The organism is Caulobacter sp. GW822-FHT01G02 (assembly GCF_058802865.1).
Genome location: NZ_JBXAON010000002.1, coordinates 215161 through 238442 on the forward strand (window position 1 = coordinate 215161; position 23282 = coordinate 238442).

Sequence of the window (23282 nt, forward strand, 5' to 3'; positions counted from 1 at the left end):
AACCGACACCACTGTTCGATGAACCCCCTGATCTTCAGGAGCCTCCATTCGTCAGAGGTCCCTGTGGTGCGCGGCTGTCTGGTCGGCCAGAAAGTCCATCACGGCGCGAACACGGGGGATCCTGGCCTGGTCGGCGTGCGCGCAGAGCCAGTAGCTGCGCTTCAGATTGAGGGCCTCTGGTAGCACCCTCACCAGCCGGGGGTCTTGCGATGCCGCAAATTTGTGCAGGACGCCGAAGCCGAGCCCCGACGCGATCGCCGCCTGCTGGGCGGTGATCGAGTTGGACCGGAACATGGTCGGCGCGCCGTCGGCGACCTGGTCCAGGTAGCGAAGCTCGGGCACGTCGATCAGCTCGTCGATATACCAGACCAGTGGGCGGCCCGGCAGGTCGGCGAGGCTTTCGAGCGCGCCGTGCGCTTCGAGATAGCTGCGCGAGGCGTAGAGGCCCAGGGTGTAGTCCGCCAGCCGCCGGGCGACCAGGCGGCCCTGTGTCGGCCTGCTGAGCATGATGGCGATGTCGGCCTCGCGACGGGACAGGTTCACCGACCGTGATTCCGGAACCAGTTCCAGCTGCAGGCCCGGATACTGATCGTGAAAGGCCTTGGCGGCGGGGGCGACCAGCCAGGCGCCGAAGGCCTCGGGCGTGGCCAGGCGCACCGTGCCGGAGAGGGGCTGGCCCTTGATCCCCAGTCGCTCGGCCGCCGCGATGGTTTCGGCCTCGATGCGCTCGGCGTACTCCACCAAGGCCTGGCCCTGCCCGGTCAGGGTCAATCCCCGGGGCGAGCGGTCGACCAGCCGCGCGCCCACCGCCGCCTCCAGGGCCGATAGACGTCGGGCGACCGTCGTCTGATCCACGCCTAAACGCCGAGCCGCCGCCAGCAGGCCGCCCCCTCGCGCCGCCGCTAGAAAGAAACGAAGGTCGTTCCAATTGAGTGTTTGCATTTTTGCAGATTGCCACGCGATTTTGAGCACTATTGCTGCACAGGTGCGCATGGCTAGTCGAGAGGGGTAACCTCAGGAGCCGCCATGCGCACCATTCCCCACTTCGTCGGCGGCAGCGCCGTCGAGGGCACGTCCGGCCGTTTTGGCGACGTCTTCGACCCCAACACCGGCAAGGTCCAGGCGCGCGTCGCCCTGGCCTCGGCCTCGGAACTGGACGCCGCCATCGCCAACGCCAAGGCGGCCCAGCCGGCCTGGGCGGCGACCAATCCGCAGCGCCGCGCTCGGGTGATGTTCGAGTTCAAGCGCCTGCTGGACGTCCACATGGACGCGCTGGCGGAACTGCTGTCGTCCGAACACGGCAAGGTCATCGCCGACAGCAAGGGTGACATTCAACGCGGCCTTGAAGTCATTGAATTCGCCTGCGGAATTCCGCACCTGCTGAAGGGCGAATACACGCAAGGCGCCGGCCCCGGCATCGACGTCTATTCGATGCGCCAAGCCCTGGGCGTGGTGGCGGGGATCACCCCGTTCAACTTCCCGGCCATGATCCCGATGTGGATGATGGGGCCGGCCATCGCCTGCGGCAACGCCTTCATCCTCAAACCCTCCGAGCGCGATCCGTCCGTGCCGGTGCGCCTGGCCGAGCTGATGATGGAAGCCGGCCTGCCGCCGGGGATCCTGAACGTCGTCCACGGGGACAAGGACTGCGTGGAAGGCATTCTCGACCATCCGGACATCAAGGCCGTCAGCTTCGTCGGCAGCTCCGACATCGCCCAGTCGGTATTCCAGCGCGCCGGCGCCAGCGGCAAGCGGGTCCAGGCCATGGGCGGGGCTAAGAACCACGGTCTGGTCCTGCCCGACGCCGACCTCGACCAGGCGACCGCCGACATCATCGGCGCGGCCTACGGTTCGGCCGGTGAACGCTGCATGGCTCTGCCGGTGGTCGTGCCGGTCGGGGAGAAGACCGCCTTGGCTCTGCGCGAGAAGCTGGTCGCCGCCATCGGGTCCTTGCGCGTGGGCGTCAGCACCGACCAGGACGCCCACTATGGCCCGGTGGTCAGCGCCGCCCACAAGGCGCGGATCGAAAGCTACATCCAGATGGGCGTCGACGAGGGCGCGGAGCTGGTCGTCGACGGCCGCGGCTTTACTCTGCAGGGGCACAAGGACGGCTTCTTCGTCGGTCCGACCCTGTTCGACCACGTCAAGCCGACCAGCCGCTCGTACCAGGATGAGATCTTCGGCCCGGTGCTGCAGATGGTCCGCGCCGAAAGTCTGGCCGAAGGCGTCGCGCTGGCCTCGCGCCACCAGTATGGCAACGGCGTGGCGATCTTCACTCGCAACGGCGACGCCGCCCGCGAGTTCGCCGACCAGGTCGAGGTGGGTATGGTCGGGATCAATGTCCCGATCCCGGTGCCGGTCGCCTATCACAGCTTCGGCGGCTGGAAGCGCTCGGGCTTCGGCGACCTCAACCAGTATGGCATGGATGGGGTTCGCTTCTATACGCGGACCAAGACCGTCACCCAGCGCTGGCCCAAGGGCGGGGCGGTGCTGGACCAAAGTTTCGTCATCCCGACCATGCGGTGACGATTTCGCGCCACGGGTGGTGTCAGGACGACACCGTCCGTGGCGCGAATGGCAACTCCGCCTTGGCGGTGGCGCGGGACATGATCGCCGTCATAGATTTGAAAAGATCAGGGGAGCTTCGCGTGCGCCGTCCAGCCCAATCCGTTCTCGCGGGCCTCGCCCTGCTGGCGACCTCGGCCCTTGGCGCCTCGGCGTTCGCCGCGCCGAAGGCCGACCTGATGTTCATCAACGGCAAGGTCATCACGGTCGACGACAAGGACACGGTGGCCGCGGGCGTCGCGGTGATCGGCAACAAGATCGCCGCGGTCGGCGACGTGACGGCCTGGCGCGGTCCTCGGACCACGGTTATCGACCTGAAGGGGCGGGCGCTGCTGCCGGGCTTCATTGACACCCACTCGCACGTGGCGGGCATGGCCAATGTCGAGGCGCACTACATCAACATCCAGGTTCCGCCGCTGAAGGACGGCGCCGCGGTCATCGCGCGCCTCAAGGACGTCGCCGCCAAGCTGCCGCCCGGCGCCTGGCTGACCGGGCAGGGGACGTACAACCAGGTCATGCCGACCCGCGCCGAGATCGACGCGGCGTTCCCGGACAACCCCGTCGACCTGCAGTGGAGCGTCCACGACCACCTGATCAACCACAAGGCCGCGACGGTGATGGGCATGGGCAAGGCCTTCCCCGATCCTGCGGCCGGCGCGACGGGGCGCTACGAGCGCACCGCCGAGGGCGAGGTGGCGATCATCCGCGACGCGCCCGCGCCCTGGCCCAAGGACAAGTCGCCGGCCTTCAACCCCGCGGAGCTCAAGGAGGCGGTGCGCTACATCCTCAGCGACTTCTACCTCAAGCGCGGCGTGACGACGGTGTCGGACATGTCGGACATGGACTCCTACAAGGCCTATGCCGAGCTCAAGGCCGAGGGCCGCCTCCCGACCCGGGTGCGCATGAACTACATGCTGCGCGGTCTCAAGAGCGTTCCCGGCGTCAATACCGCGACGGATCCGTCCGTCTCGCCTCTGGCCTCGCTACGGGCCGCTGGCGTCGCGCCCGGCAAGGGCGATGACTGGTTGCGCGCGGGGGCCATCAAGTACATCGCCGACGGCGTCTGGGGCACGACGGCGGCGATCTACAAGCCGGTCTGGAATGGGGCGGGCACCACCTGGACGCCGAACAATTATGGCGGAACCGGCATGACCCAGGAGGAGATGACCGCGGCGGTGATCGAGGCGGCCAAGGACGGTTGGCAGGTGCAGATCCATGCCAATGGCGACAGGGCCCAGGACATGGTGCTGACGGCCTACGAGGCCGCGCAAAAGGCCTATCCGCGGCCCGACCCGCGCTATCGCATCGAACATTTCGGCCATTTCCTGGTCCAGGACCCGGAACGGACCGAGGCGCGGCTGAAGCGGATGAAGGACGACCACGTCATTCCCTCGCCGCAGCCGGCGTTCCTGTGGCGACTGACGGACGTCAACGTCAAGGAGCCGGACGTGAAGTTCTTCCCGATGAAGACCTTGATCGATCGCGGCTTCCACCCGGCGGGCGGCGTCGACACCGTGGGCACGCAGAACTTCGCGACCTATCCGATGTTCTCGATCGCCCGTGCGGTAAACCGCGACACCAAGTACGGCACGGTCACCCAGCCCGAAGAGGCGATTTCGGTGATGGATGGCATCCGCATGTTCACCGCCTGGGCCGCCTACGCCAACTTCATGGAAAAGACCCAAGGCAGCATCGAGGTCGGCAAATTGGCTGACTTCGTGGTCCTGGCGCAGGACCCGCTGACCGCGCCGAAGGCCAGGTTGGCCGACATTCCGGTCGACATGACGGTGTTGGATGGCAAGGTGGCCTATCAACGCTAGGTCCCGCCCGAGCAGAGGCGCGCAGGCGGTCCTGGCCTCTCGCCTCGGACGGGAGCGAGCGCCACCGTCTCGTCTTTCGAGCCGCTTCTGCAAGGGCTCGCTCGAAGGCCCGTCGCCCCTTTCGGCTCAAGGCGTGATCCGCGTCCCGCTCACGCCGGCCAGCAGGCCCGAGACGTCATCAAGCGAGCCGACAAGGGCCTCGCGTCCGGTCGCCAACGCGAACTGTCGGGCGGCCCGCACCTTTGGGCCCATCGAACCTTCGGCATAGGTCTGTCCCGCGGGATCGTCGGCGCGGATTATTCTCAGAGGCGTCGCGTTGGGACCGCCCCAGTCGCGATAGACCGCCTCCACGTCCGTCAGGATGACAAGTCGGTCGGCGTTCAGCCCTATCGCCAGCAGGGCCGCGACCAGATCCTTGTCGATCACCGCCTCCAAGCCGATCAGACGGCCGGTCGCGTCCCTGGCGACCGGAACGCCTCCGCCGCCCGCGCAGATCACCAGCATTCCTTCGGTCATCAGGCGCTCGATGATCGATTGTTCGATGACCTCGATCGGCGCGGGCGAGGCGACGACACGGCGTTGACCGGCGCCGTCCACGGCAAAGGACCAGCCGCGTGTCTCGCCCAAGGCCAGAACCTGCTCGGCTGTGTAAACCGGCCCGATCGGTTTGGTGGGGCGCTGAAAGGCCGGATCATGGCGATCGACCAGGGTCTGGGTCAGCAAGGCCGCGACCTGGCGTTCGGGCCGCGCGTTGCGGAGTTCCTGGGCCAGCACGTAGCCGATCATGCCCTGCGACTCCGCGCCCAGCATGTCGAGCGGGTAAGCTGGCGCGGCCGCGTAAGCCTCCGCTTGCAGCGCGAGCAGGCCGATCTGTGGGCCGTTGCCGTGGACAAGCACGGTCTGGACGCCGTCGCAGGCCGTCGCCAGGCTGGCGGCCGCCCGCGCCACGTTGCGGCGTTGATTGTCCGCCGAGGCGACCTCGCCGCGCTTGAGCAGGGCGTTGCCGCCAAGGGCGATGACCTGGCGCATCAGGCCTGCCGCAGGATCGCCGCCGGCCGTTGTCCCGACGGCTCCTGCTGAGTGATGCAGTGGATGTTGCCGCCGCCCAGGAGAATTTCGCGGGCCGGAACCGGCAGGATTTTTCGGCCGGGAAAGAGCTCGGCCAGCAGCGCCTGGGCGGGCGCGTCCATCGGGTCGTCGAAGGCGGGGGCGACCACCACGCCGTTGCCGATGTAGAAATTGACGTAGGACGCGGCCATCCGGTCGCCGGGCTCGCGGGGCAGGGTGCCCGGGACCTTGTCGACCCCGGCGGCCTCCGCAGCCGTGATCAGGACGGGGGCCGGCTGATGCAGCTTATGGACCCGCAAGGGGCGGCCTCGAGCGTCACGCGCGGCGGTCAGTCGTTCGAGCGCGGCGGCCGAGCGGGCATATTGCGGATCGGCTTGGTCATCGGTCCAGGTCAGCACGACCTCGCCGGGCGCCACGAACCGGCACATGTTGTCGACGTGGCCGTCGGTCTCGTCGAGATAGACCCCCTGATCAAGCCAGATCACGGTCTCGACCCCGAGATAGTCGCGCAGCCGTTGCTCGATTTCGTCCTGACGAAGGCCGGGATTGCGATTGGGGTTGAGCAGGCACTCCTTGGTCGCCAGGACGGAGCCCTGGCCATCGACGTCGATCGAGCCGCCTTCGAGAATGAAATCCGGGCCGTAGCGGTCGTCACCCTCCAGCTCGACGACTTTCTCGCCGACCAGGTCATCCTGATCCCACGGGAAATAAAGGCCCCCGATCAGACCTCCCCAGGCGTTGAACTTCCAGTCGACCCCGCGAACCTCTCCGGCCGCGTTGACCACGAAGGTCGGTCCGCAGTCACGGATCCAGCTGTCGTTGCTGGTCATCTCGACCACGCGCACGGCCGGGTCGAGCATTTCACGGGCGATGACGTACTGCGCCGGCGAGACGCAGACCGTGACCGGTTCGCCTTGAGCGATGGCGGCGGCGACGGCGACGAAGGCATGCTGGGCCGGCTTGGCGCCGCCGCGCCAGTTGTCGGAGCGTTCGGGCCACAGCATCCAACATCCGGCGTGGGGTTCCCATTCGGCGGGCATGCGGAAGCCGTCGGCGCGCGGCGTGGTGGTCAGGAGGCGGCTCATGGCGGGATCTTCCGAATGTGAGTGAGCGACGGGCTGAGAAATCAGCGCGGACTGACGGGTTCGGCGGGCGGGCGCGACTCCGGCGCGGGCGCGCGGCGATTGGCTTTCATCGTCCCGATCACCAGTTCGCCGAGCACCAGGGTGACAATGACGCCGCCCAGGATCGGCCCGGTCTTGCTCCAGTCGATCGCCACCCCTGGAACCCACAGGAAGAAGACGATCGCCTGGACGATGAACAGGGTGCAGACGCTCGCCAGGATTCCGGCGCCGATCGCTCCGCCGGGAACCCGGTAGGGGCGTGGCGTTGCGGGATCCTTGCGTCGCAAGGTGAGGAAGGCTGGAAACAGCACCAGGTAGGGCAGCAGGAAGATCACCGAACTGAAGGCGAACAGCGACCAGAACAGATCCTCGGCGCTACGGGCGAAGACGCCATAGGCGATGATCACCACCGTCGAGACCAGACCGGTGAGCAGGTAGGCCCCGATCGGCGTCTGGTTGGATTTGCGCTGCCAGCCAAAGACCTTGGGCAGTTCACCATCGGCGGCGGCGGACTGGGCCGCGCGGTTGGCGCCCATCGACCAGGTCACCAGATTGGCCAGGATCGTGAACACCGCGCCGACGCCGACGACAATGATGATCATGTTCAGGCCAGGCGCGCCGGCCAGCAGCGAGCGCAGGGTGTCCAGCAGACCCTTGATCAGGCCGATGTCCTTGACGGGCAGGGCGACCAGAATGCCGAACGTGGCCAGGAGATAGAAGGCCGAGATCAGCAGGCCGGCGGTGATCACCGCGATGGGCACGTCGCGGGCGGGATTGCGCATCTCTTCGCCAGCGCCGGAGACCAGTTCAAAACCCATGAAGTTATAGACGATGACCGGAAGGAAACCCAAACCCGCGCTCCAATGCGGGACCAGGCTGGCCCAGGACAGGTCGTTGGCCGCGCCACGGGTGACGAGGACGTAGATCCCGCCGCCGCCGATCAGCACCATGATGCCGGCCTTGATGAAGGCGCCGACATTGGGCACCCACTTGGCCGCGGCCAGACTGGTGACGCCGATCAGCACGGTCAGCCAGGTCGCGCCCACGCCGATCAGGATCTTCGACCACAGGCCCATCTCGACGCCGGCGATCTGCGCGATCAGGCCCGCCAGCAGGATGTAGCCCGATGGCATCCACAGCGCGACATTGACCCAATAGTACCAGGTGGTGCGCGCGGCCCAGCGGTCGCCGAAGGCGCGACGGATCCAGGTCTGGATGCCGCCCTCGCCGGGATAGGCCGCGCCGAGTTCAGCGGTGATCAGGCCGTAGGGAATGAAAAACAGGGCAAAGGTGATCACCCACCAGCTCAGGGCCGAAGGCCCAATCGCCGCTGATGCGGCCAGGGTGTCGATGACCAGGATCGCGCAGACCGTGAACAGGGTCACGTCGAGCAGGCCCATGACGCGGGCGAAGCGCGCGCGGACGGGGGCGGCGGGGGATTTGTCCATGGCTCAAGCCTCCTGAGCGGCGGCGGGCGTCGCCGCGCCGTCCAGTCTATGATCGTGAAGGAAGGCCCCGATCGCGTGTGCGTGACGGGCCGAGCGCTTTGCGCTGGGGAGTTTCAGGTGCGGCCGCACGAAGGCCACGAGGATCGCCTTCTCGGCGTGCAGCCGGTTCTCAGCCTGATCGTAGATGATGGCCCGAGGCCCATCCATGACGGCGTCGGTGACCTCGACGCCTCGCGAGGCCGGCAGGCAGTGCATGAACTTGGCGTGGGACGGCGCCTTGTCCAGCAGGGCGTCGTTGACCTGATAGCGCGGCATGAAGGCGGCCTGCCGCTCGGGGATCTCGGCCTCCTGGCCCACCCACCACCAGAGATCGGTGTAGATGAAGTCGGCGTCGGCGACGGCCTGGGCCGGGTCCTCGGTCACCGAGAACCGCCCCCCGGACTGGGCGCAATTGGCGCGGGCGATCGACTGCCAGGCCTCGGGCGCCTGGTAGCGCGCCGGCGCGCAGTGGACGAACTCCATGCCCATCTGGGTGCAGATCATCATCAACGAGGAGCAGACGTTGGTGGCGTCGCCGATGAAGGCGACCTTGAGCGCCTCGAGCGGTTTGCCGGCCGGCCGATGCTCTCGCATGGTGAAGACGTCGCAGAGCACCTGGGTGGGATGGTTGTAGTCGGTCAGGCCGTTGATCACCGGCACGTCGGCGTAGCGGGCGAGTTCCGTGACCGTGGCGTGCTTGAGCGTGCGCGCCTCGATGGCGTCGACCATGCGGCTGATCACGCGCGCGGAATCCTTGATGCTTTCGCGCACGCCCAGATGGATTTCGCCAGGCTTGAGATAGAGCGCGTGCCCGCCAAGCTTGGTCATCGCCACCTCGAACGAAATCCGCGTCCGGGTGGAGGGCTCCTCGAAGATCATCCCCAGCGATGCGCCGGCCAGCAGCGGAGGCAGGGCGCGCTCGCGGTCGGCCGCTTTCAGCAGCCCGATGAGGTCCATGAGCCAGACCAGCTCGCTCTTGGTGAAATCCTGGGTATCGATGAAGTGGCGCACGGCGGGCCTCGCGACGATGACGACCAACCCTAGGTCGGCCAGAGCGCGTGAAACTGATCTGCGTCAACTGGCTTGCCAGGGATGATCATGACGAATGGTCGTTCGCCACGCCGCGTCTCAGCCGAGCCGCGGATCCCAGGCGGCGGTTGGTCCTGACAAGGCCAAGTCGACCCAGTGTCAAGCGGCCGGCGGGCGCGCCCCGTCGAAGCCCGGCAGGACGGCGGTTCGGCGGGCCACGGCGTCCAGCCCTCCGATCACCAGGTCCGCGTTGGCGGCCATCAGATCTTCAGGGCCGCGCGCCTTGGCCAGGCTGGCGAAATAACGCGCGTATCGTTCGCAACTTTGCGACCAGTCGCGGGCCATCTGGGTTTGGCCGTTTTGCGCGGCGGCGATCACGGTGTCGAAGACGGACTCCGCGACCTTTGGGGTATCGGTCTTGGCCATTGGACTATCTCCGGGTTGAGGCGGCCAGGATGCGCCGCTCAAAAAGGACCGTTTTGACGGGGATCAATCCGCACCGGCCAGCCAGCGCGATCATTGGCGTGCGCCGTTTGGGCGTGTCTTGCGCAAGGAACTTTCCAATGTCCCAGCCTGAGATCAAATCCACTCTGCCGACCATCGGACAACAGGCCAGCCACATCTTCGCGCCGCTTCAGCGCGAGATCGATCGCGTGTTCAGCGATTTCGGCCGAGGCTTCGGCATCGCCGAGAATTTCACCGTTCCCAGTCTCGACTTCAGCGAGACCGCCAAGGACATCGAACTGAAGCTCGATGTGCCGGGCTACACCGAGGACGAATTGACCGTGACGGTCGAAGACGACCGTCTGATCGTCCATGGCCACAAGACAGATCAGACCGAGAGCGGCGATAAGACCTATCGCGTGCTCGAACGGCGCTCCGGCGAATTCACGCGCCAGGTCACCTTGCCGCGGACGGTCGACGCCGAGGGTTTCACCGCCAATCTCAAGGACGGCGTGCTGACTATCGTCGCGCCGAAGACCAACGGGCACGCCGGACGCACCATCCCCATCCAAGCCGCTTCACCGGCCGCCTGACCATGCTGGCCATGGTCCTGCAGGACGGTCGGCTGACGGCGACCCTGCGCCCGGTTCCCGAACCGGGCGCNNNNACCTACCCCCCCCCCCCCCCCCCCCCCCCCCCCCCCCCCCCAGGGCAGGTGCGGCTGGAGGTCCGCGCCTGTGGAGTCTGCCGCACCGATTTGCATCTGCTCGACGGCGAACTCTCCACGTCCGGCCCCGTCGTGCCGGGCCATCAGGTCGTCGGGACCGTCGCGGCGCTGGGCGAGGGCGTCACGACGCTGGCGCTCGGTCAACGCGTCGGCGTGTCCTGGCTGGGCAGAGCCTGTGGCCGCTGCAACCTTTGCCGCGAGGGGCTCGAGAACCTCTGCAAACGCGCCGAGTTCACCGGATGGACCCGGGACGGCGGCTACGCCGACCAGGTCTTGGCCGACGCCGCCTTCTGCCTGCCGTTGCCCGACGCGTTCAGCGACCTTGAGGCCGCGCCTCTGCTTTGCGCCGGAGCGATTGGCTTTCGGGCCTGGCGCATGGCTGGCCAGGGGCGCGCCATCCGACGCCTGGGTCTCTACGGCTTCGGCGCGGCGGCGCATCTCCTGGCGCAGCTGGCGATCTTTGAAGGCCAGGAAGTTTACGCCTTCACGCGGCCCGGGGACACCGCGGCGCAGGCTCTGGCGCGCTCGCTCGGCTGCGTCTGGGCCGGCTCTTCCGCCGAGCGGCCGCCCCAACCGCTGGACGCGGCGATCATCTTCGCCGCCGACGGGGCCCTCGTCCCCTTGGCGCTGCGCGCGGTCGACCGAGGGCGCGCGGTAGTGTGCGCCGGCATCCACATGAGCACCATTCCAGCCCTCGACTATAACGACCTGTGGGAAGAGCGCCGGGTCCTGTCGGTGGCCAATCTCACTCGCGCCGATGGCGCGGATTACCTGAAGCGCGCCGCTGCGGCGGGAGTGCGCGCGCACATCACGACCTACGGGTTGCGCCAGGCCGGAAAGGCTCTGGCCGACTTGCGCGCCGGCGCCTTCACCGGCGCGGCCGTCCTCGCGATCAGGGGCTAGAGCATTTTTCGACGAAGTGGACGCCGGTGCGTCGGCAAAAAAACGCGCAAAAACAGGAAGCTAGAGCATTTTACCGATCCGGTTGGATCGGAGAAGGCTCTAGCCTGGGCCGGCGGTGAACGCGCGCAGTCCTGTCAGGCGCTGATAGAGGCGCGTCAGGTGTTCGAAGGTGGTGTCCCAGCGATATCGCTCGACGGCTCGCGCCCTGGCGCATGCTCCTAGAACCGACAGGTCGCGATCAAACAGCGCCGTGATCGCGCCGGCCATGGCCTCGGGCGTGGCCCGCGCGGCCAACTGGCCGAACGTCTCGTCCACGGTCTCGCCCACGCCCCCATGGGCGACCCCCACCACCGGCACGCCGCAGGCCATGGCTTCGAGCACCACCAGGCCGAGGGTTTCGAAGGGATTGGCATGCACCAGGGCGTCGCAACCCGAGAGAATCCTGGCCAGCCTTGCAGGGTCGTTTTGGAACGGCAGCGTCAGCACCTGCCTAGAGCGCGATGCGCCTCCGCCGATCAGGAGCAGGCGATAGTCCGGGCCCAGGCGCTCCACGGCCTCGACCAGCACGTCCAGTCGCTTCTCTGGCGCGGGCCTTCCGGCGAAGACCAGCAACCGTTCTCGCGCGCTCAGGCCAAGCGCCGCACGCAGCGGCGCGCGGGCCTGCGGATAGGGATGGAAGACGTCGGTATCGACGCCCAGCGAGACGGCCTGGACATCTTCCACGCCGGCTTCGCCGAGGATCTGGGCCATGTATCGACTCGGCGCCAGCACCTGGTCAAAGCGGCGGAAACGACGCGCCCAAAGCTTGCGAAACGCGGTGGCCCCGCGCCCCTCCAGAAGGAGCCGGGTCAGGGCCGCCACGTCGCTGTGACAGAAGCCGACCACGGGGACGCCGAGGACTTGGCCGGCCCGTAGCGCCGCCTTGCCGGGTAAGTAAGGGTCCTCGGCTTCGATCAGGGCGGGCGTGTCACGCACGATGCGTTCGGTCCAGGCCGTCAGGTTCATCGGCCAGCGATAGCCGTGCGTGAAGGGCAGCTTGGCCGACTGAACAAAGGCGATGTGAGCCTCGTCACGATCGGCCGGCCCAGGCAGCACCTGCCGATGGCGCAGGCCGGGTCGGTGCTGGGCCAGCCAGTCCGTCTTGGCGCTCAGATAGCGTCGCACGCCGCCGCTGGCCGGCGCGTAGAGCATCGTCGTGTCGACCAGCCCGACCGAGCCAAGGGGGGCGGGGGCGGGCAAGTTGGTCGCTGCGATGGAGGGGGGAACATCACGCCACATGGCGCCTCCAATAAGCGCCGATGACCAGCATGCGACGAACGCTAGGCGTATTGGCCAAGTTGTTTTGCGTCAAACGCGACCTTGCCCCGATCTAGCGATCCTCGACGATCCGGCCGTCCAGCATGCGGATACGGCGATCGGCGGCCTCGGCGAAACCTTCGTCGTGGGTCACGCACACCACCGCGCGCTGTTCGGCATGGGCTAGACGCTGGAACTCCTCAATCACCAGGCGAGTGTTGACGCTGTCGAGATTTCCCGTCGGCTCATCGCATAGCACGATGGCCGGGTCGTTGGCCAAGGCGCGCGCGATCGCTACGCGCTGCCGCTGACCGCCCGAGAGGCGGTCGGGCCGCCGCTGAGCCTGTTGGGCCAGGCCGAGCTTATCAAGCAGGGTCTGGACGGCCTGATCGATCTCCGGAGGACTGCGGCGTCCCAGGCGTCGCATCGGCAGGGCGACATTGGCGTGCGCCGTCAGCTCGGGCAGCAGGAAATGGAACTGGAAGACATAGCCGATCCGCTCCAGACGCAGCCGCGTGCGGGCCGCTTCGCCCAGATTGGTCGTCGGCTGTCCGGCGATCAGCACCTCGCCCTGATCGGGTCGATCCAGGAGACCCAGCAGGTAGAGCAGCGAAGACTTGCCGCACCCGGACGGTCCCACGATCGCCACCAGGGCGCCGGCTTCGATCTTCAGGGTCGCCGCGTCGACCAGGGTGAAGGGCTCGGGATCCGCGAGAACCCGCGTGACCGCGCGCGCTTCGATCAGGGCGCTCACGTCGCCCCTCGGAGGATGGCGACCGGATCCACCCGCGCGGCCTTGCGCGCTGGCAGCCAGGCGGCGATCAGGGCCGCGGCGAGCGATGCGCCGCCGGCCAGGAGATACTGCGGCAGGCTGCGGTCGAGCGGCAGCACGAGCGGCTTGCCGCCCATGGTCAAAGGCAGGCTGGCCAGGATCTGCAGAAGGCCCGTGCCGACCGCGAAGCCGACGAGCGCGCCCAACAGTCCCACCAGCAGGCCCTCCATCAGGAAGATCGCCTGGATGTCGCCGGCCGTGAAACCCATCGCGCGCAGGATGGCGATGTCGCGGCGCTTGTCGGCGACGCTGTTGGAAACGGCGGTGTAGATGCCGAAGCTGGCCACGATCAGGATGGCCAGGATCACCGCGTACATGATGACGTTGCGCACGACGAGCAGGTTGAGGATGTCGGCCGAGCGCTCCTGCCAGGACTCCCACTTGTAGCCCCATCGACCTTCCAGGCGATTGGCCTGCGCCTGGGCGTCGTCGGACCGGGCAAGCCGGATGTGGATCTGGTTCACGATATTGGGCCGTGTGAACAGGACCTGGGCGGTGCGCAGCAGACCATAGGCCACAGTGTCGCCGGCATAGAAGCCGGCTTGGGCGTCGGGCTCGATCAGCGCCAGGATCCGCATGCGCTGGAGGGTTCCGCTGGAGGCGGTCACGACCAGGGTGTCACCCAACCGCGCGCCCAGACGCTCGGCCAGGGGGCGGCTGATAATGATCCCGTCGGGTCGAGCCTCCAGATCCGTCAGCGCGCCACCGACCAGAGTTTCGCTGATCTTGGCCAAGCGTCCTTCCAGCCGTGGGTCAACGCCATTGAGCGCCACCGCCGCGGTCCTGCCGGCGTAGGCGATGGTCACCGCGCCGCTCAGCGACGCGGCGGCCACTGCGCCGGGGATCGCGCGGGCGTCGGTGAGCATGGCGGACCAATCCTTCAGGCCGCGCACCTCCTCTTGGGGGCGCAGGCCGTGGATGGCGATCGCGGCGCCGGGAAAGGCGTCCAGGGCGGGCTGTCGAACCGGTTTACGCTGCTCGTCGCGGACGATGATGTGTGGCGCGGAGTCCACCAGCGTCTTGATGAAATCCTTCTGGGAGCCAACCATCATGCCCGAGACGGCCAGGAAGAACCCGACGCCGATCGCCACGCCCAAGGTGGCCACGAGGGTCTGACGGGCTCGAACTCGAACATGCGCCAGGGCGACCCCGGCCAGAACGCTGACGACCGAACTCATGGGCGCGCGGCCACGCTCACGCGTTGACCGTCCCGCAGCCGGTCGGGCGCCACGATGACGGTGTCACCGGCCGCCACGCCTGACCTGAGTTCGGTCTGGGCCGCGCCAATCGCGCCGACGACCACTGGGACTTGGCGCGCGCGCCCATTTTCCACGCGCCACACCTTGCCGTTCTGGACCGCCGTGGCGGGGACGAGGATCGCATGCTCGCGCCGGGCGGCGACGAGGTTGGTCTCGACGGTCATGCCGGGCGAGAGCGGGCAGTCGGCGGGCAGGGCGATGCGGACGCGAAATACCCGGCCCGTGGCGTCCCCGGCCGGGGTGATCTGAGCGATGGATCCCTGGAACGTCCGCCCGGGAAAGGCGTCGGCGCGGATCAGGGCCTGGGCGCCTAGCTTCAGGCGGGCGATGTCACGCTCGTCGACATCGGCGGTGATGCGCAGGGTGCGCGGATCGGCCAGCAGGAACAGCATCGTTCCCACCGCCGCCAGATCGCCGGGTTCGGCCTCGCGCCTCAGGATCTGGCCGGCGAACGGCGCGGTCAGGCGATAGTCGCGCAGGCGGGCCATGGCGCCGTCGGCGGCCGCCCCCGCGGCGCGGGCCTGGGCTTGAGCGTCGTCATCGGCGGCGCGCGCGGCGAAACCCGCTTCCAGCAGGCGTCGCGTACGACCGGCCACGATGCGGGCCTGCACCGCTTGGGCGGCTAACTGCAGAGCCGTACCTTGCGCCGGACCATCCTCGAGCTGGGCCAGTCGTTGGCCCGCCGTGACCCATTGGCCTTCGGCGACCATGACCTCGCGGATTGGCGCGCTGACGACGGGCGCGACATGAGCCTGGCGCACATAGTCGACCACGCCGGAGGCATACACGACGTCGACGGCCTGACCCACGACGGCTCGAGCGACGACGACCTGCGCCGGCTTCAGATAGAACGCCGCGGCGGCAAGCGCCGCGATCAGCACGAGCAGGCACGCGCCAAAGACCCATAGCCGGCGCGATCCTGCCTTGGCGGAGATCGGCGCGGCCGCCGGCGCGGGATTGGCCGTCTTTGGCGCCGCGGCGGAGCGTGGGAGGGGCGTGTCCATCGGGCCAAGGGCCAATCCAAAAGGCCGCCGGACGCCGGCCTTGGAGGGTGATGACACGGGCTGGGGCGGCCGGGATTGATCAAGATCATGCGGTCGAGCGCCAGGCGGCGCGAAGTTGACGAACCCCGCCGCGCGCCCTGGAGAAGCTCCCGCCATGCCCCGATGTCTCACCCGCAGAACCTTGATGACCTTGGCCGCGATCCTGCCGCTGGCGCCAAAGGCCTTCGGCCAGGGCCGTACGGATACGGCGCAAGCCACATTCAGGGGCGAGAACCTGGCCTTGGTGATCGGCTATCAGTCCGGCTCGGGGCGGCTGACCTTCCGGGGGCGGCGCTATGACTTTCGCGTCAACGGCCTGGCTGCAGTCGGCCTCGGCGCCGAGCGTCTCGAAGGAACCGCCGAGGTCCGCAACTTGAAGTCCCTGGCCGATTTCGAGGGGGTCTATTGGGGCGCGGGGGCGGGCGGCGCCTTGATCCTGGGCCACGGCGCGGCGATCTTGCGCAACGGCAAGGGCGTGGAGATCCGCTTACGCCTCGAAGGCCGAGGACTGGCCTTGATGATCGCCGCCGGTGGCGCGAGGATCGCCTTTGGCTAGGTATCTGGTCGCGGGGGCCTTCGGTTCAGCTTAGCGCTCACGCCGGCGCTGGGCCTAGAAGATCCTCCCGCCGCGAGCTTGACCCAGCGCCAGGCGCTTCAGCCCCTCGGCGCAGACGAGATAGGCGCCCACCAGCCCGGCGATGGCCGCCAGGGTCGCCCCGGTCGGCGGCGCGAAGCCCAGCACTACGCCCCATGGCAGGAACGGCAAGGCCAGGGCGAGGGCCAGGCCGGCGAGCGCCGTGGCGGTCAGGGCCGGATGCGCGCGGCTCGCCAGGGCCGGACCCGCCGTCCGGATCACGAAGATCACCAGGATCTGGCTGGCCATCGATTCGATGAACCAGGCGGCGCGAAACTGGGCCACATCGGCGTGGAACACCCACAGCAGCAGGGCGAAGGTGGCGACATCGAACACCGAAGACAGAGGTCCCATGATGGCGGTGAACCGCAGCAGGCCGCGCATGTCCCAGGCCCTGGGACGCGCCAGATCCGAAGCGTCCGCCCCATCGAACGGAATGCCGACCTGCGCCAGATCGTAGATCAGGTTGTTGAGCAGCACCTGGACGGCGGTCAGCGGCAGGAATGGCAAGACCAGCGAGGCCAGCGCCATGGTCAGCATGTTGCCGAAGTTGGAGCTGGTGCCCATGCGCACGTATTTCATGATGTTGGCGTAGGTGCGCCGTCCCTCGGCCACCCCGTCGGCGAGGACGGAAAGGTCCGGCGCTAGCAGGATCATATCGGCCGCCTCGCGCGCCACGTCCGTGGCGCCGTCGACCGACAGGCCGACATCGGCGGCCTTGATCGCCGGGGCGTCGTTGATCCCATCGCCGATGAACCCGACCGTGTGGCCACGCGCGCGCAAGGCGCGGACGATCCGCGTCTTCTGGTCGGGCGTGACGCGGGCGAACAGATCGGCGTGCTCGACCCTGACGGCCAGGGCCTGGTCGTCGAGCTTGTCGATCATCTCCCCGGTCAACAGGCCCTCGACCGGCAGGTTCAGCGTGGCGACCAGATGCTGTACGACGGCGGCGGCGTCGCCCGAGATCACCTTGACCCGCACACCGGCCGCCTGGAGCCGCGAGATCGCCTGGGTGGCGCTGGCCTTGGGCGGGTCGACGAAGACGCAGAAGCCTAGGAACACAAGGCCGGTATCGCCATCCTGGCCGATGGTGTCGCGTCCTGTGGCAGGCTTGAACGCCACGCCCAAGAGGCGCAGGCCCTGGGCGGCGCGGTCGGCCTGGAGGTCGGTCAGGCGCTGACGGAGCGCCGCATCGAGCGGCCGGATCACCCCCGAGCGATCCCGCGCGTCCGTGCAAAGCGTCAACAGAGTTTCGGGCGCGCCCTTGACGATCTCGAGCCGAACGCCGTCGACCGCGCGCTCGACGAGAACCGAGACTCGCCGCCGTTCGAAATCGAAGGGGCGCTCGTCAAGCTTGCGCCAGCCGTCGAGGCTGCGGCCGGACATGTGCAGGAGCAACGCCTCGTCCAGAGGGCTCTTCAGACCAGTCTCGAAGCGCGCGTTGATCGCCGCCCATTCGGCCACCTGGTCTTCGTCGTCCCCGTCGATTCCGGGATGGGCGACCAGCGTGATGCGCGCCTGGGTCAGCGTGCCCGTCTTGTCGGTGCACAGAATGTCCATCTGGCCAAGGTCGTGGATGGCCGACAGGCGCTTGACCACCACCTTGGCGGCGGCCATGCGCTGGGCGCCGCGTGACAGGGCCACGGTCATGATCATCGGCAGGAGTTCGGGCGTCAGCCCGACCGCCAGGGCCATGGCGAACAGGAACGACTGCAAGGCTGGTCGGCCGAGCGCCAGGTGAGCCAGGAGCACGAAGAGCACCAGGAACAGGGTCAGGCGCACGATCAGGACGCCCAGTTGGTGAACGCCGCGCTCGAACGCGGTGGGCGGCTGCGTCTTGCCCAACGCGCCGGCGATGGCGCCAAGTCGGGTGCGCGGGCCGGTGGCGGTCACCAGCATCCTGGCCGTGCCGGCGACCACCGAGGCGCCTTCGAACAGCGCGTTGCGCGCGTCCGCCAGGGTGGCTTCGGTCGCGGCCGGCTCGACGGCCTTCTCCACCGGATAGGGCTCGCCGGTCAGCAGGGCCTGGTTGACCTGGACGTTGTTGACGGCAAGCACCACGCCGTCGGCCGGCACGAGGTCGCCGGCCGCCAAGTCGACGACATCGCCCGCCACCAGCTGGGCGACGGGAACTTCGCCGGCCTTGCCGTCTCGCCAGGCGCAGGCGCGCAACGCGATCGTCTGGCGCAAGGCTTCTGCGCTGGCCTGGGCGCGATGTTCCTGGATCATGTCCAGTCCGGTGGAGGCCAGGACGACGGCGACAATGATCACGAAGCTGGGCAAATCGCCCGTCGCCCCGGCGATCGCGGCGGCCACCAGCAGGATGGCCACCAACGGGTTCGCCAGGCGACGCAGAAGCTCCGTCAGGGGATGGCGACGGGCGCGTTGGGCGATGGCGTTGGGACCGTCCACGGCCAGTCGGCGCAGGGCTTCCCGCGTTGAAAGACCCTGGAGATCGCTCCCCAGGGCCTTGAGCAGGACGTCGGCGCCTTGCCGCCAGAAGGGCGGGGGCTTGGCGCTCACCGCCGACGTCCGGTCAGGCGAAGCGCGAACAGGAAGAGGTTCAGCAGATCGAGATAGAGCGTCAGGGCGCCCATCACCGCCGGCCGCGCGTCGCCATCCCAGCCTTCGGCGGCGAGGCGCCGCAAACGCTGGACATCGAAGGCCGTCAGGCCGGCGAAGGTCAGGGCGCCCATTGCGCAGATCGCGAGATCCAGCGGCGAAGATCGCAGAAAGAGGTTGGCGAGCATGGCCACGAGCAAGCCAACGACGCTCATGGTCATGAAGGCGCCCAGGCCGCCAAGATCGATCCGTGTCACCGCGCCGAGCGCGGCCATGACGCCAAAGCCAGCCGCGACGGCGACCAGGGCCAGGGCCAGGTCATGGCCGGAATAGGCCATCACCATTCCGCCCAGGGACAGTCCGACCAGCGCGGCGTAGCCCAGGAACAGGATCGCCGCCGCGGTGGGGGAAAGGCGGGTGACCGAGGCGCTGAGGGTCAGCACGATCAGCAGGGGCGCCAGGGTCACCACCCAGCCGACGCCCGTCAGACCTTGGTCGGTGAACAGGACCCGCGAAACGGCCGGCAGATAGGCCGCGCCCCAGGCCGCGCCCGCCGAGATCAGCACGCCGCCAGCCATCCAGCACCAGACAGAGGTCATGAACCCCCTCGCCAGATCAGGCGGCGCCGACAAGGCCGCGCCAAGGTCCGGGTCGTCTCCGCGCCTGAACATCCCATTCTCCTCCGCTGTCGCCGCCGGCGCCAGACGAGCGTCGACGGGTCGCGAACCAGACGGACAGAGGGTGGTCGGGGCGACCGCCGCACCCAATTGGGAAAGCTACGTAGATTTGCGAGGTTCGCCCGAGCCGACGTCGCGGTAGGTCAAGCGCTCGCCGCCTTGGTGGAGGAGAGCCCGCCGTGACCGCCGCTCTTGCGATCGACACCCGCCACTCGCCAGCCGCAGAGGCCGACGACGATCCCTCCGAGGCTTGGGCTGAACGTCTGGATCGTCTGACCAGCGCGGGGTTGGCGCGGATGACTGGCGGGCTCTCGCCGCTGTCGATCCTGTCCGCCTATGCCGACTGGGCCACTCACCTGGCTCTTTCGCCCGGCCGCCAGTGGCGCATGGGCGTCAAGGCTGGACGCAAGATGTCGCGCTTGGCCGACTTCACCGGGCGCGCCCTTCTGGAAGGATCGGCCGCCGCGCCGGCGATCACGCCCTTGCCCCAGGACCACCGGTTCGATGATCCGGCTTGGCGAACCTGGCCCTTCAATCTGCTTGAGCAGGGCTTCCTGCTGCAACAACAATGGTGGGATGCCGCCTTGACCGGCGTGCCGGGCGTCACCGCGCCGCACGAGGCGATGGCGCGCTTCGCCGCGCGCCAGATGCTGGATGTCCTAGCGCCGTCGAACTTCGTGCTCACCAATCCCGTCGTCCAAGCCAAGGTCGCCAAGACGGGCGGCGTCTGCCTGGCCCAGGGCGCGGCCAATCTCCTCGACGATGTCCGCCGCGCGCTCTCCGGCGAGCCGCCGGCCGGGGCGGAGGCCTTTCGTCCCGGCCACGAGGTGGCGATCACGCCGGGGCAGGTGGTGTTCCGCAACGACCTGATCGAGCTGATCCGCTACGCGCCCGCCACCGAGCAGGTCCGGCCCGAGCCGGTGCTGATCACCCCGGCCTGGATCATGAAGTTCTACATCCTGGACCTGTCGCCCGAAAATTCCCTGGTGCGTTGGCTGGTGGATCAGGGCTTCTGCGTCTTCATGATCTCCTGGCGCAATCCTGGCCCTTCGGATCGTGGCCGCGACCTGGAGGACTACCGGCGTCAAGGTTTCCTGGCGGCGCTGGACGCGGTGGTCGCGGAGACCGGAGCCCGCGCCGTTCACGCGGTAGGATACTGCCTGGGCGGCACCCTGCTCGCCATCGCCGCCGCGGCCATGGCGCGCGACGGCGATGAGCGACTGGCGAGCGTGACGCTGCTGGCCGCGCAGACGGAGTTCAGCGAGCCCGGCGAACTGGGTCTCTTCATCGATGCGGGCCAGGTGCGGTTCCTGGAGGACCTGATGTGGTCGCGCGGCTATCTCGACCCCCGTCAGATGAGCGGGGCGTTCCAGATCCTGCGCTCCAACGATCTGGTCTGGTCGCGCCTGGTGCGCGACTACCTGATGGGCGAGCGCGCGCCCATGAGCGATCTGATGGCCTGGAACAGCGATGGCACCAGACTGCCCTACGCGATGCACAGCCAATATCTTCATTCATTGTTCTTGAACGACGATCTGGCCGAGGGCCGGTTCCTGGTCGAGGGGCGCCCCATCGCCCTGGAGGATATCCGGGTCCCGATCTTCGCGGTCGGCGCTGAATGGGATCACGTCGCGCCGTGGCGCTCGGTCTTCAAGATCCATCTGCTGACCGGCGCGGAAGTCACCTTCCTGCTGACCAGTGGCGGACACAATGCCGGTATCGTCTCCGAACCGCAGCGTCCTGGCCGGCGCTGGCGGCGCCGGACGCGGCCCACCGACGGCCGCTATGTCGATCCCGAGACCTGGCTTTGTCAGGCCGAGCAGGGGGAGGGATCCTGGTGGCCGCAATGGGCGCAGTGGCTGGCCGATCGCTCGGGTCCGGCCGTTCCGGCCCAGACGCTGGAACGGGCGGACCAGCCCGGGAAGGGCAGCCGCGCGCCCGCGCCGGGGCGCTATGTCCTCGAACGCTGACCTCCGGGAAGCAGCACAAGCCAAGCTCGCGCCGTCCTCGCGCCCGTCCCTGGGCCTCGGCGGCGCCTGGCGACGGTGGTCGCTCGGCGTCCTGACCGCGGCGGCCCTGGTCTGGGCTATTCTTCACTTCGGCGAGTTGGCGGCGTTCGGCCAGCTCCTGGCCCGGGCCCGGCCGCTCTGGCTCGCCGCGGCGCTGGGCCTTCAGGTCATGACCTATGTCAGCGTCGCCGGTGGCTGGGCCTTGGTGCTGGCCCGCGCCGGGGCGCCACAGAAGGTCTCACGCCTGGCCCCGATCGCCGTGACCAAGCTCTTCGCCGATCAAGCCGTTCCGACGGCGGGCCTGGGCGGCAATGTCGTGCTGATCGATCAACTGGTCCGGCTGGGCGTTCCGAAGGGCGCGGCGGTCGCGGCGCTGATCATGTCCCTGATCGGCTACTACGCCGCCTATGCCGCCTTCGCCGTCCTCATGCTGTTCATGTTGTGGCTGCACGATCACGCCACCCCTCTGATGGTGGGGCTGGTCACGACCTTCCTGCTGGTCGCCCTGGCCATACCGGCGCTGGCCCTGTGGTTGCGACGGCGCGGCAGTCAGCCCTTGCCAGCTTACCTTGAGCGTCTGGCTCCAGTGCGTCTTCTGCTCGACACCCTGGCGCAAGCGCCCGCGGATCTCCTGGCCGACAAGGCGCTGCTAGCCCGTGTGACGCTCTGCAATGGCCTGGTCTTCATGATCGACGCGGCGACCCTTCAGGCGTGCCTTCTAGCGCTGGGGGGAGGGATGGCGCCGGCCACGAGCTTCATCGCGCTGATCATGGCTTCGATCGTCGCCACCTTGGGGCCGATCCCGTTGGGGCTGGGCGCCTTCGAGGCCACCTGCACGGCGACCCTGCATCTGCTGGGCGTGCCACTGGAGCAGGCGTTCGCCTCGACGGTGCTGTTGCGCCTGCTAACCCTGTGGACGCCAATGGCGCCCGGCATGGTTCTGCTGCATCTTGGCGCGCACGGCGGGAAGAGCGGAACCGCATCGGGTCATGGGCCCAAGAATACCTAGAGCGCGGCGAGGGCGGCCAGCCGGGTAGGGGCCATCACGCGAAAGCGTCGGCAGCCTTCCAGGGCGATAAGACCCTCGCTCTGCAACTGGCTGAACATGCGCGAGACGGTCTCGATGCTCAGGCCCAGGTGATCGGCGATATCCTGGCGGCTCATCGCCAACTCGCTCCAGACGGCCCGCTGTCGCTTGGCCACGTCGGACAGGAAGCCGGCGACTTTCTCAAAGGCGCTTTTGCGGGCCAGGAGCATCATGTGTTCGTGGGCCCGTTCCAGCTCCGAGCCGGTCGCGCGCCAGATGGCTCGTTCCAGGCTGTGGCCGGCCTCGCCGTGATGACGCATAGCCGAGCGCCGGGCGACCAGGACGCGGGTCGGCCCCAGCGCCTCGGCCGAGGATAGGTGCGCGGGCCCGGTTTCCAGGCCGAAGAGATCGCCCGGATAATAGAACCCGGCGATCTGACGGCGGCCGTCGCTGGTCAGGCGCGAGGCGCGCACCGCGCCGCTCTGCACCTGATAGACGAGATCGGTCTCTTCGCCCTGGGCGTAGATCTCCTCGTCGCAGGCATAGGCGATGCTGACGCCCATGTCGCCGAACATGTCGGCCGTGGGCGGATACAGCGACGTCATCGCTGGAGCGGCGGCGGATCTCGGTAAGGCGTGTATCGACATCGTGGCTCTCCCTGCGGATCGATGACAGGGATAAGGCCGGGCGGCCCAGCCACACTATTGGGAACAATACTTAACCCTGGCGTGCAGACCTCCGTTGACGTGCACCGGTCCCGCTCTCGGACCGTCCGG

20 protein-coding genes are annotated in these 23282 nt (G+C 68.2%); 7 read left to right on the forward strand and 13 right to left on the reverse strand.

From position 1 onward, the window contains the following. Positions 1-51: 51 nt before the first annotated feature. Positions 52-993, reverse strand: a complete 942-nt coding sequence (locus AC1RNC_RS06540) for a LysR family transcriptional regulator (RefSeq protein WP_492884728.1) — start codon at positions 991-993, stop codon at positions 52-54. Positions 994-1026: 33 nt separating this feature from the next. Between AC1RNC_RS06540 and AC1RNC_RS06545 the strand changes: the two genes are divergently transcribed. Together AC1RNC_RS06545 and AC1RNC_RS06550 are read left to right on the forward strand one after the other, a co-directional pair. Then, entirely contained in the window at positions 1027-2526 is a 1500-nt protein-coding gene (locus AC1RNC_RS06545; protein ID WP_492884730.1) for a CoA-acylating methylmalonate-semialdehyde dehydrogenase, read from the forward strand. 122 nt (positions 2527-2648) lie between these two features. Continuing rightward, positions 2649-4385, forward strand: coding sequence for an amidohydrolase (locus AC1RNC_RS06550; protein ID WP_492884732.1), 1737 nt, complete (start codon positions 2649-2651; stop codon positions 4383-4385). A 126-nt stretch (positions 4386-4511) separates the two neighbouring features. On the opposite strand, the gene AC1RNC_RS06555 is transcribed toward AC1RNC_RS06550, so the two are convergent. The 5 genes from AC1RNC_RS06555 to AC1RNC_RS06575 all read right to left on the reverse strand — a co-directional run bounded on the left by AC1RNC_RS06555 (position 4512) and on the right by AC1RNC_RS06575 (position 9519). After that, positions 4512-5414, reverse strand: coding sequence for a carbamate kinase (locus tag AC1RNC_RS06555; protein WP_492884734.1), 903 nt, complete (start codon positions 5412-5414; stop codon positions 4512-4514). Beyond that, positions 5414-6538: an agmatine deiminase gene (gene aguA / locus AC1RNC_RS06560; RefSeq protein ID WP_492884736.1), complete on the reverse strand. Its 1125-nt coding sequence runs from the start codon at positions 6536-6538 to the stop codon at positions 5414-5416. Before aguA ends, AC1RNC_RS06555 begins: the two co-directional genes overlap by 1 nt. Before the next feature lie 41 nt (positions 6539-6579). Further along, on the reverse strand, positions 6580-8025 hold the full coding sequence (locus AC1RNC_RS06565; RefSeq protein WP_492884738.1) for an APC family permease: 1446 nt from the start codon (positions 8023-8025) through the stop codon (positions 6580-6582). 3 nt (positions 8026-8028) lie between these two features. Next, entirely contained in the window at positions 8029-9075 is a 1047-nt protein-coding gene (gene ptcA, locus AC1RNC_RS06570; protein ID WP_492884740.1) for a putrescine carbamoyltransferase, read from the reverse strand. 177 nt (positions 9076-9252) lie between these two features. After that, on the reverse strand, positions 9253-9519 hold the full coding sequence (locus AC1RNC_RS06575) for a hypothetical protein (RefSeq protein ID WP_492884742.1): 267 nt from the start codon (positions 9517-9519) through the stop codon (positions 9253-9255). 137 nt (positions 9520-9656) lie between these two features. Here AC1RNC_RS06575 and AC1RNC_RS06580 point away from each other — a divergent pair, with 137 nt between their 5' ends. Together AC1RNC_RS06580 and AC1RNC_RS06585 are read left to right on the forward strand one after the other, a co-directional pair. Beyond that, a complete protein-coding gene (locus tag AC1RNC_RS06580; RefSeq protein ID WP_492884744.1) occupies positions 9657-10130 on the forward strand; it encodes an Hsp20/alpha crystallin family protein in 474 nt (157 codons plus the stop codon). An 11-nt stretch (positions 10131-10141) separates the two neighbouring features. Continuing rightward, a complete protein-coding gene (locus AC1RNC_RS06585; protein WP_492885496.1) occupies positions 10142-11167 on the forward strand; it encodes a zinc-binding alcohol dehydrogenase family protein in 1026 nt (341 codons plus the stop codon). A gap of 99 nt (positions 11168-11266) precedes the next feature. On the opposite strand, the gene AC1RNC_RS06590 is transcribed toward AC1RNC_RS06585, so the two are convergent. The 4 genes from AC1RNC_RS06590 to AC1RNC_RS06605 form a co-directional block, all read right to left on the reverse strand. Next, positions 11267-12406 (reverse strand): glycosyltransferase, encoded by a 1140-nt coding sequence (locus AC1RNC_RS06590; protein WP_492884746.1) that lies wholly within the window; start codon positions 12404-12406, stop codon positions 11267-11269. 130 nt (positions 12407-12536) lie between these two features. Next, a complete protein-coding gene (locus AC1RNC_RS06595) occupies positions 12537-13217 on the reverse strand; it encodes an ABC transporter ATP-binding protein (RefSeq protein WP_492884748.1) in 681 nt (226 codons plus the stop codon). Further along, positions 13214-14473 (reverse strand): ABC transporter permease, encoded by a 1260-nt coding sequence (locus AC1RNC_RS06600; RefSeq protein ID WP_492884750.1) that lies wholly within the window; start codon positions 14471-14473, stop codon positions 13214-13216. The genes AC1RNC_RS06595 and AC1RNC_RS06600 overlap by 4 nt, the downstream gene beginning before the upstream one ends. Continuing rightward, entirely contained in the window at positions 14470-15558 is a 1089-nt protein-coding gene (locus AC1RNC_RS06605; RefSeq protein ID WP_492884751.1) for an efflux RND transporter periplasmic adaptor subunit, read from the reverse strand. Before AC1RNC_RS06605 ends, AC1RNC_RS06600 begins: the two co-directional genes overlap by 4 nt. A 184-nt stretch (positions 15559-15742) precedes the next feature. On the opposite strand from AC1RNC_RS06605, the gene AC1RNC_RS06610 reads away from it, so the two are divergent. After that, entirely contained in the window at positions 15743-16153 is a 411-nt protein-coding gene (locus AC1RNC_RS06610) for a hypothetical protein (RefSeq protein WP_492884753.1), read from the forward strand. 54 nt (positions 16154-16207) lie between these two features. On the opposite strand, the gene mgtA is transcribed toward AC1RNC_RS06610, so the two are convergent. Then, positions 16208-18754, reverse strand: coding sequence for a magnesium-translocating P-type ATPase (mgtA, locus tag AC1RNC_RS06615; protein WP_492884755.1), 2547 nt, complete (start codon positions 18752-18754; stop codon positions 16208-16210). Then, positions 18751-19392: a Bax inhibitor-1/YccA family protein gene (locus AC1RNC_RS06620; protein WP_492884757.1), complete on the reverse strand. Its 642-nt coding sequence runs from the start codon at positions 19390-19392 to the stop codon at positions 18751-18753. Before AC1RNC_RS06620 ends, mgtA begins: the two co-directional genes overlap by 4 nt. Before the next feature lie 257 nt (positions 19393-19649). Here AC1RNC_RS06620 and AC1RNC_RS06625 point away from each other — a divergent pair, with 257 nt between their 5' ends. Beyond that, complete coding sequence (locus AC1RNC_RS06625; protein WP_492884759.1) at positions 19650-21440, forward strand: PHA/PHB synthase family protein; 1791 nt, start codon at positions 19650-19652, stop codon at positions 21438-21440. Next, on the forward strand, positions 21424-22488 hold the full coding sequence (locus AC1RNC_RS06630) for a lysylphosphatidylglycerol synthase transmembrane domain-containing protein (RefSeq protein WP_492884761.1): 1065 nt from the start codon (positions 21424-21426) through the stop codon (positions 22486-22488). Before AC1RNC_RS06625 ends, AC1RNC_RS06630 begins: the two co-directional genes overlap by 17 nt. Here the strand turns inward: AC1RNC_RS06630 and AC1RNC_RS06635 are convergent. Continuing rightward, on the reverse strand, positions 22485-23153 hold the full coding sequence (locus AC1RNC_RS06635; protein ID WP_492884763.1) for a helix-turn-helix domain-containing protein: 669 nt from the start codon (positions 23151-23153) through the stop codon (positions 22485-22487). The two genes, AC1RNC_RS06630 and AC1RNC_RS06635, sit on opposite strands and share 4 nt — an antisense overlap. Positions 23154-23282 lie beyond the last annotated feature (129 nt).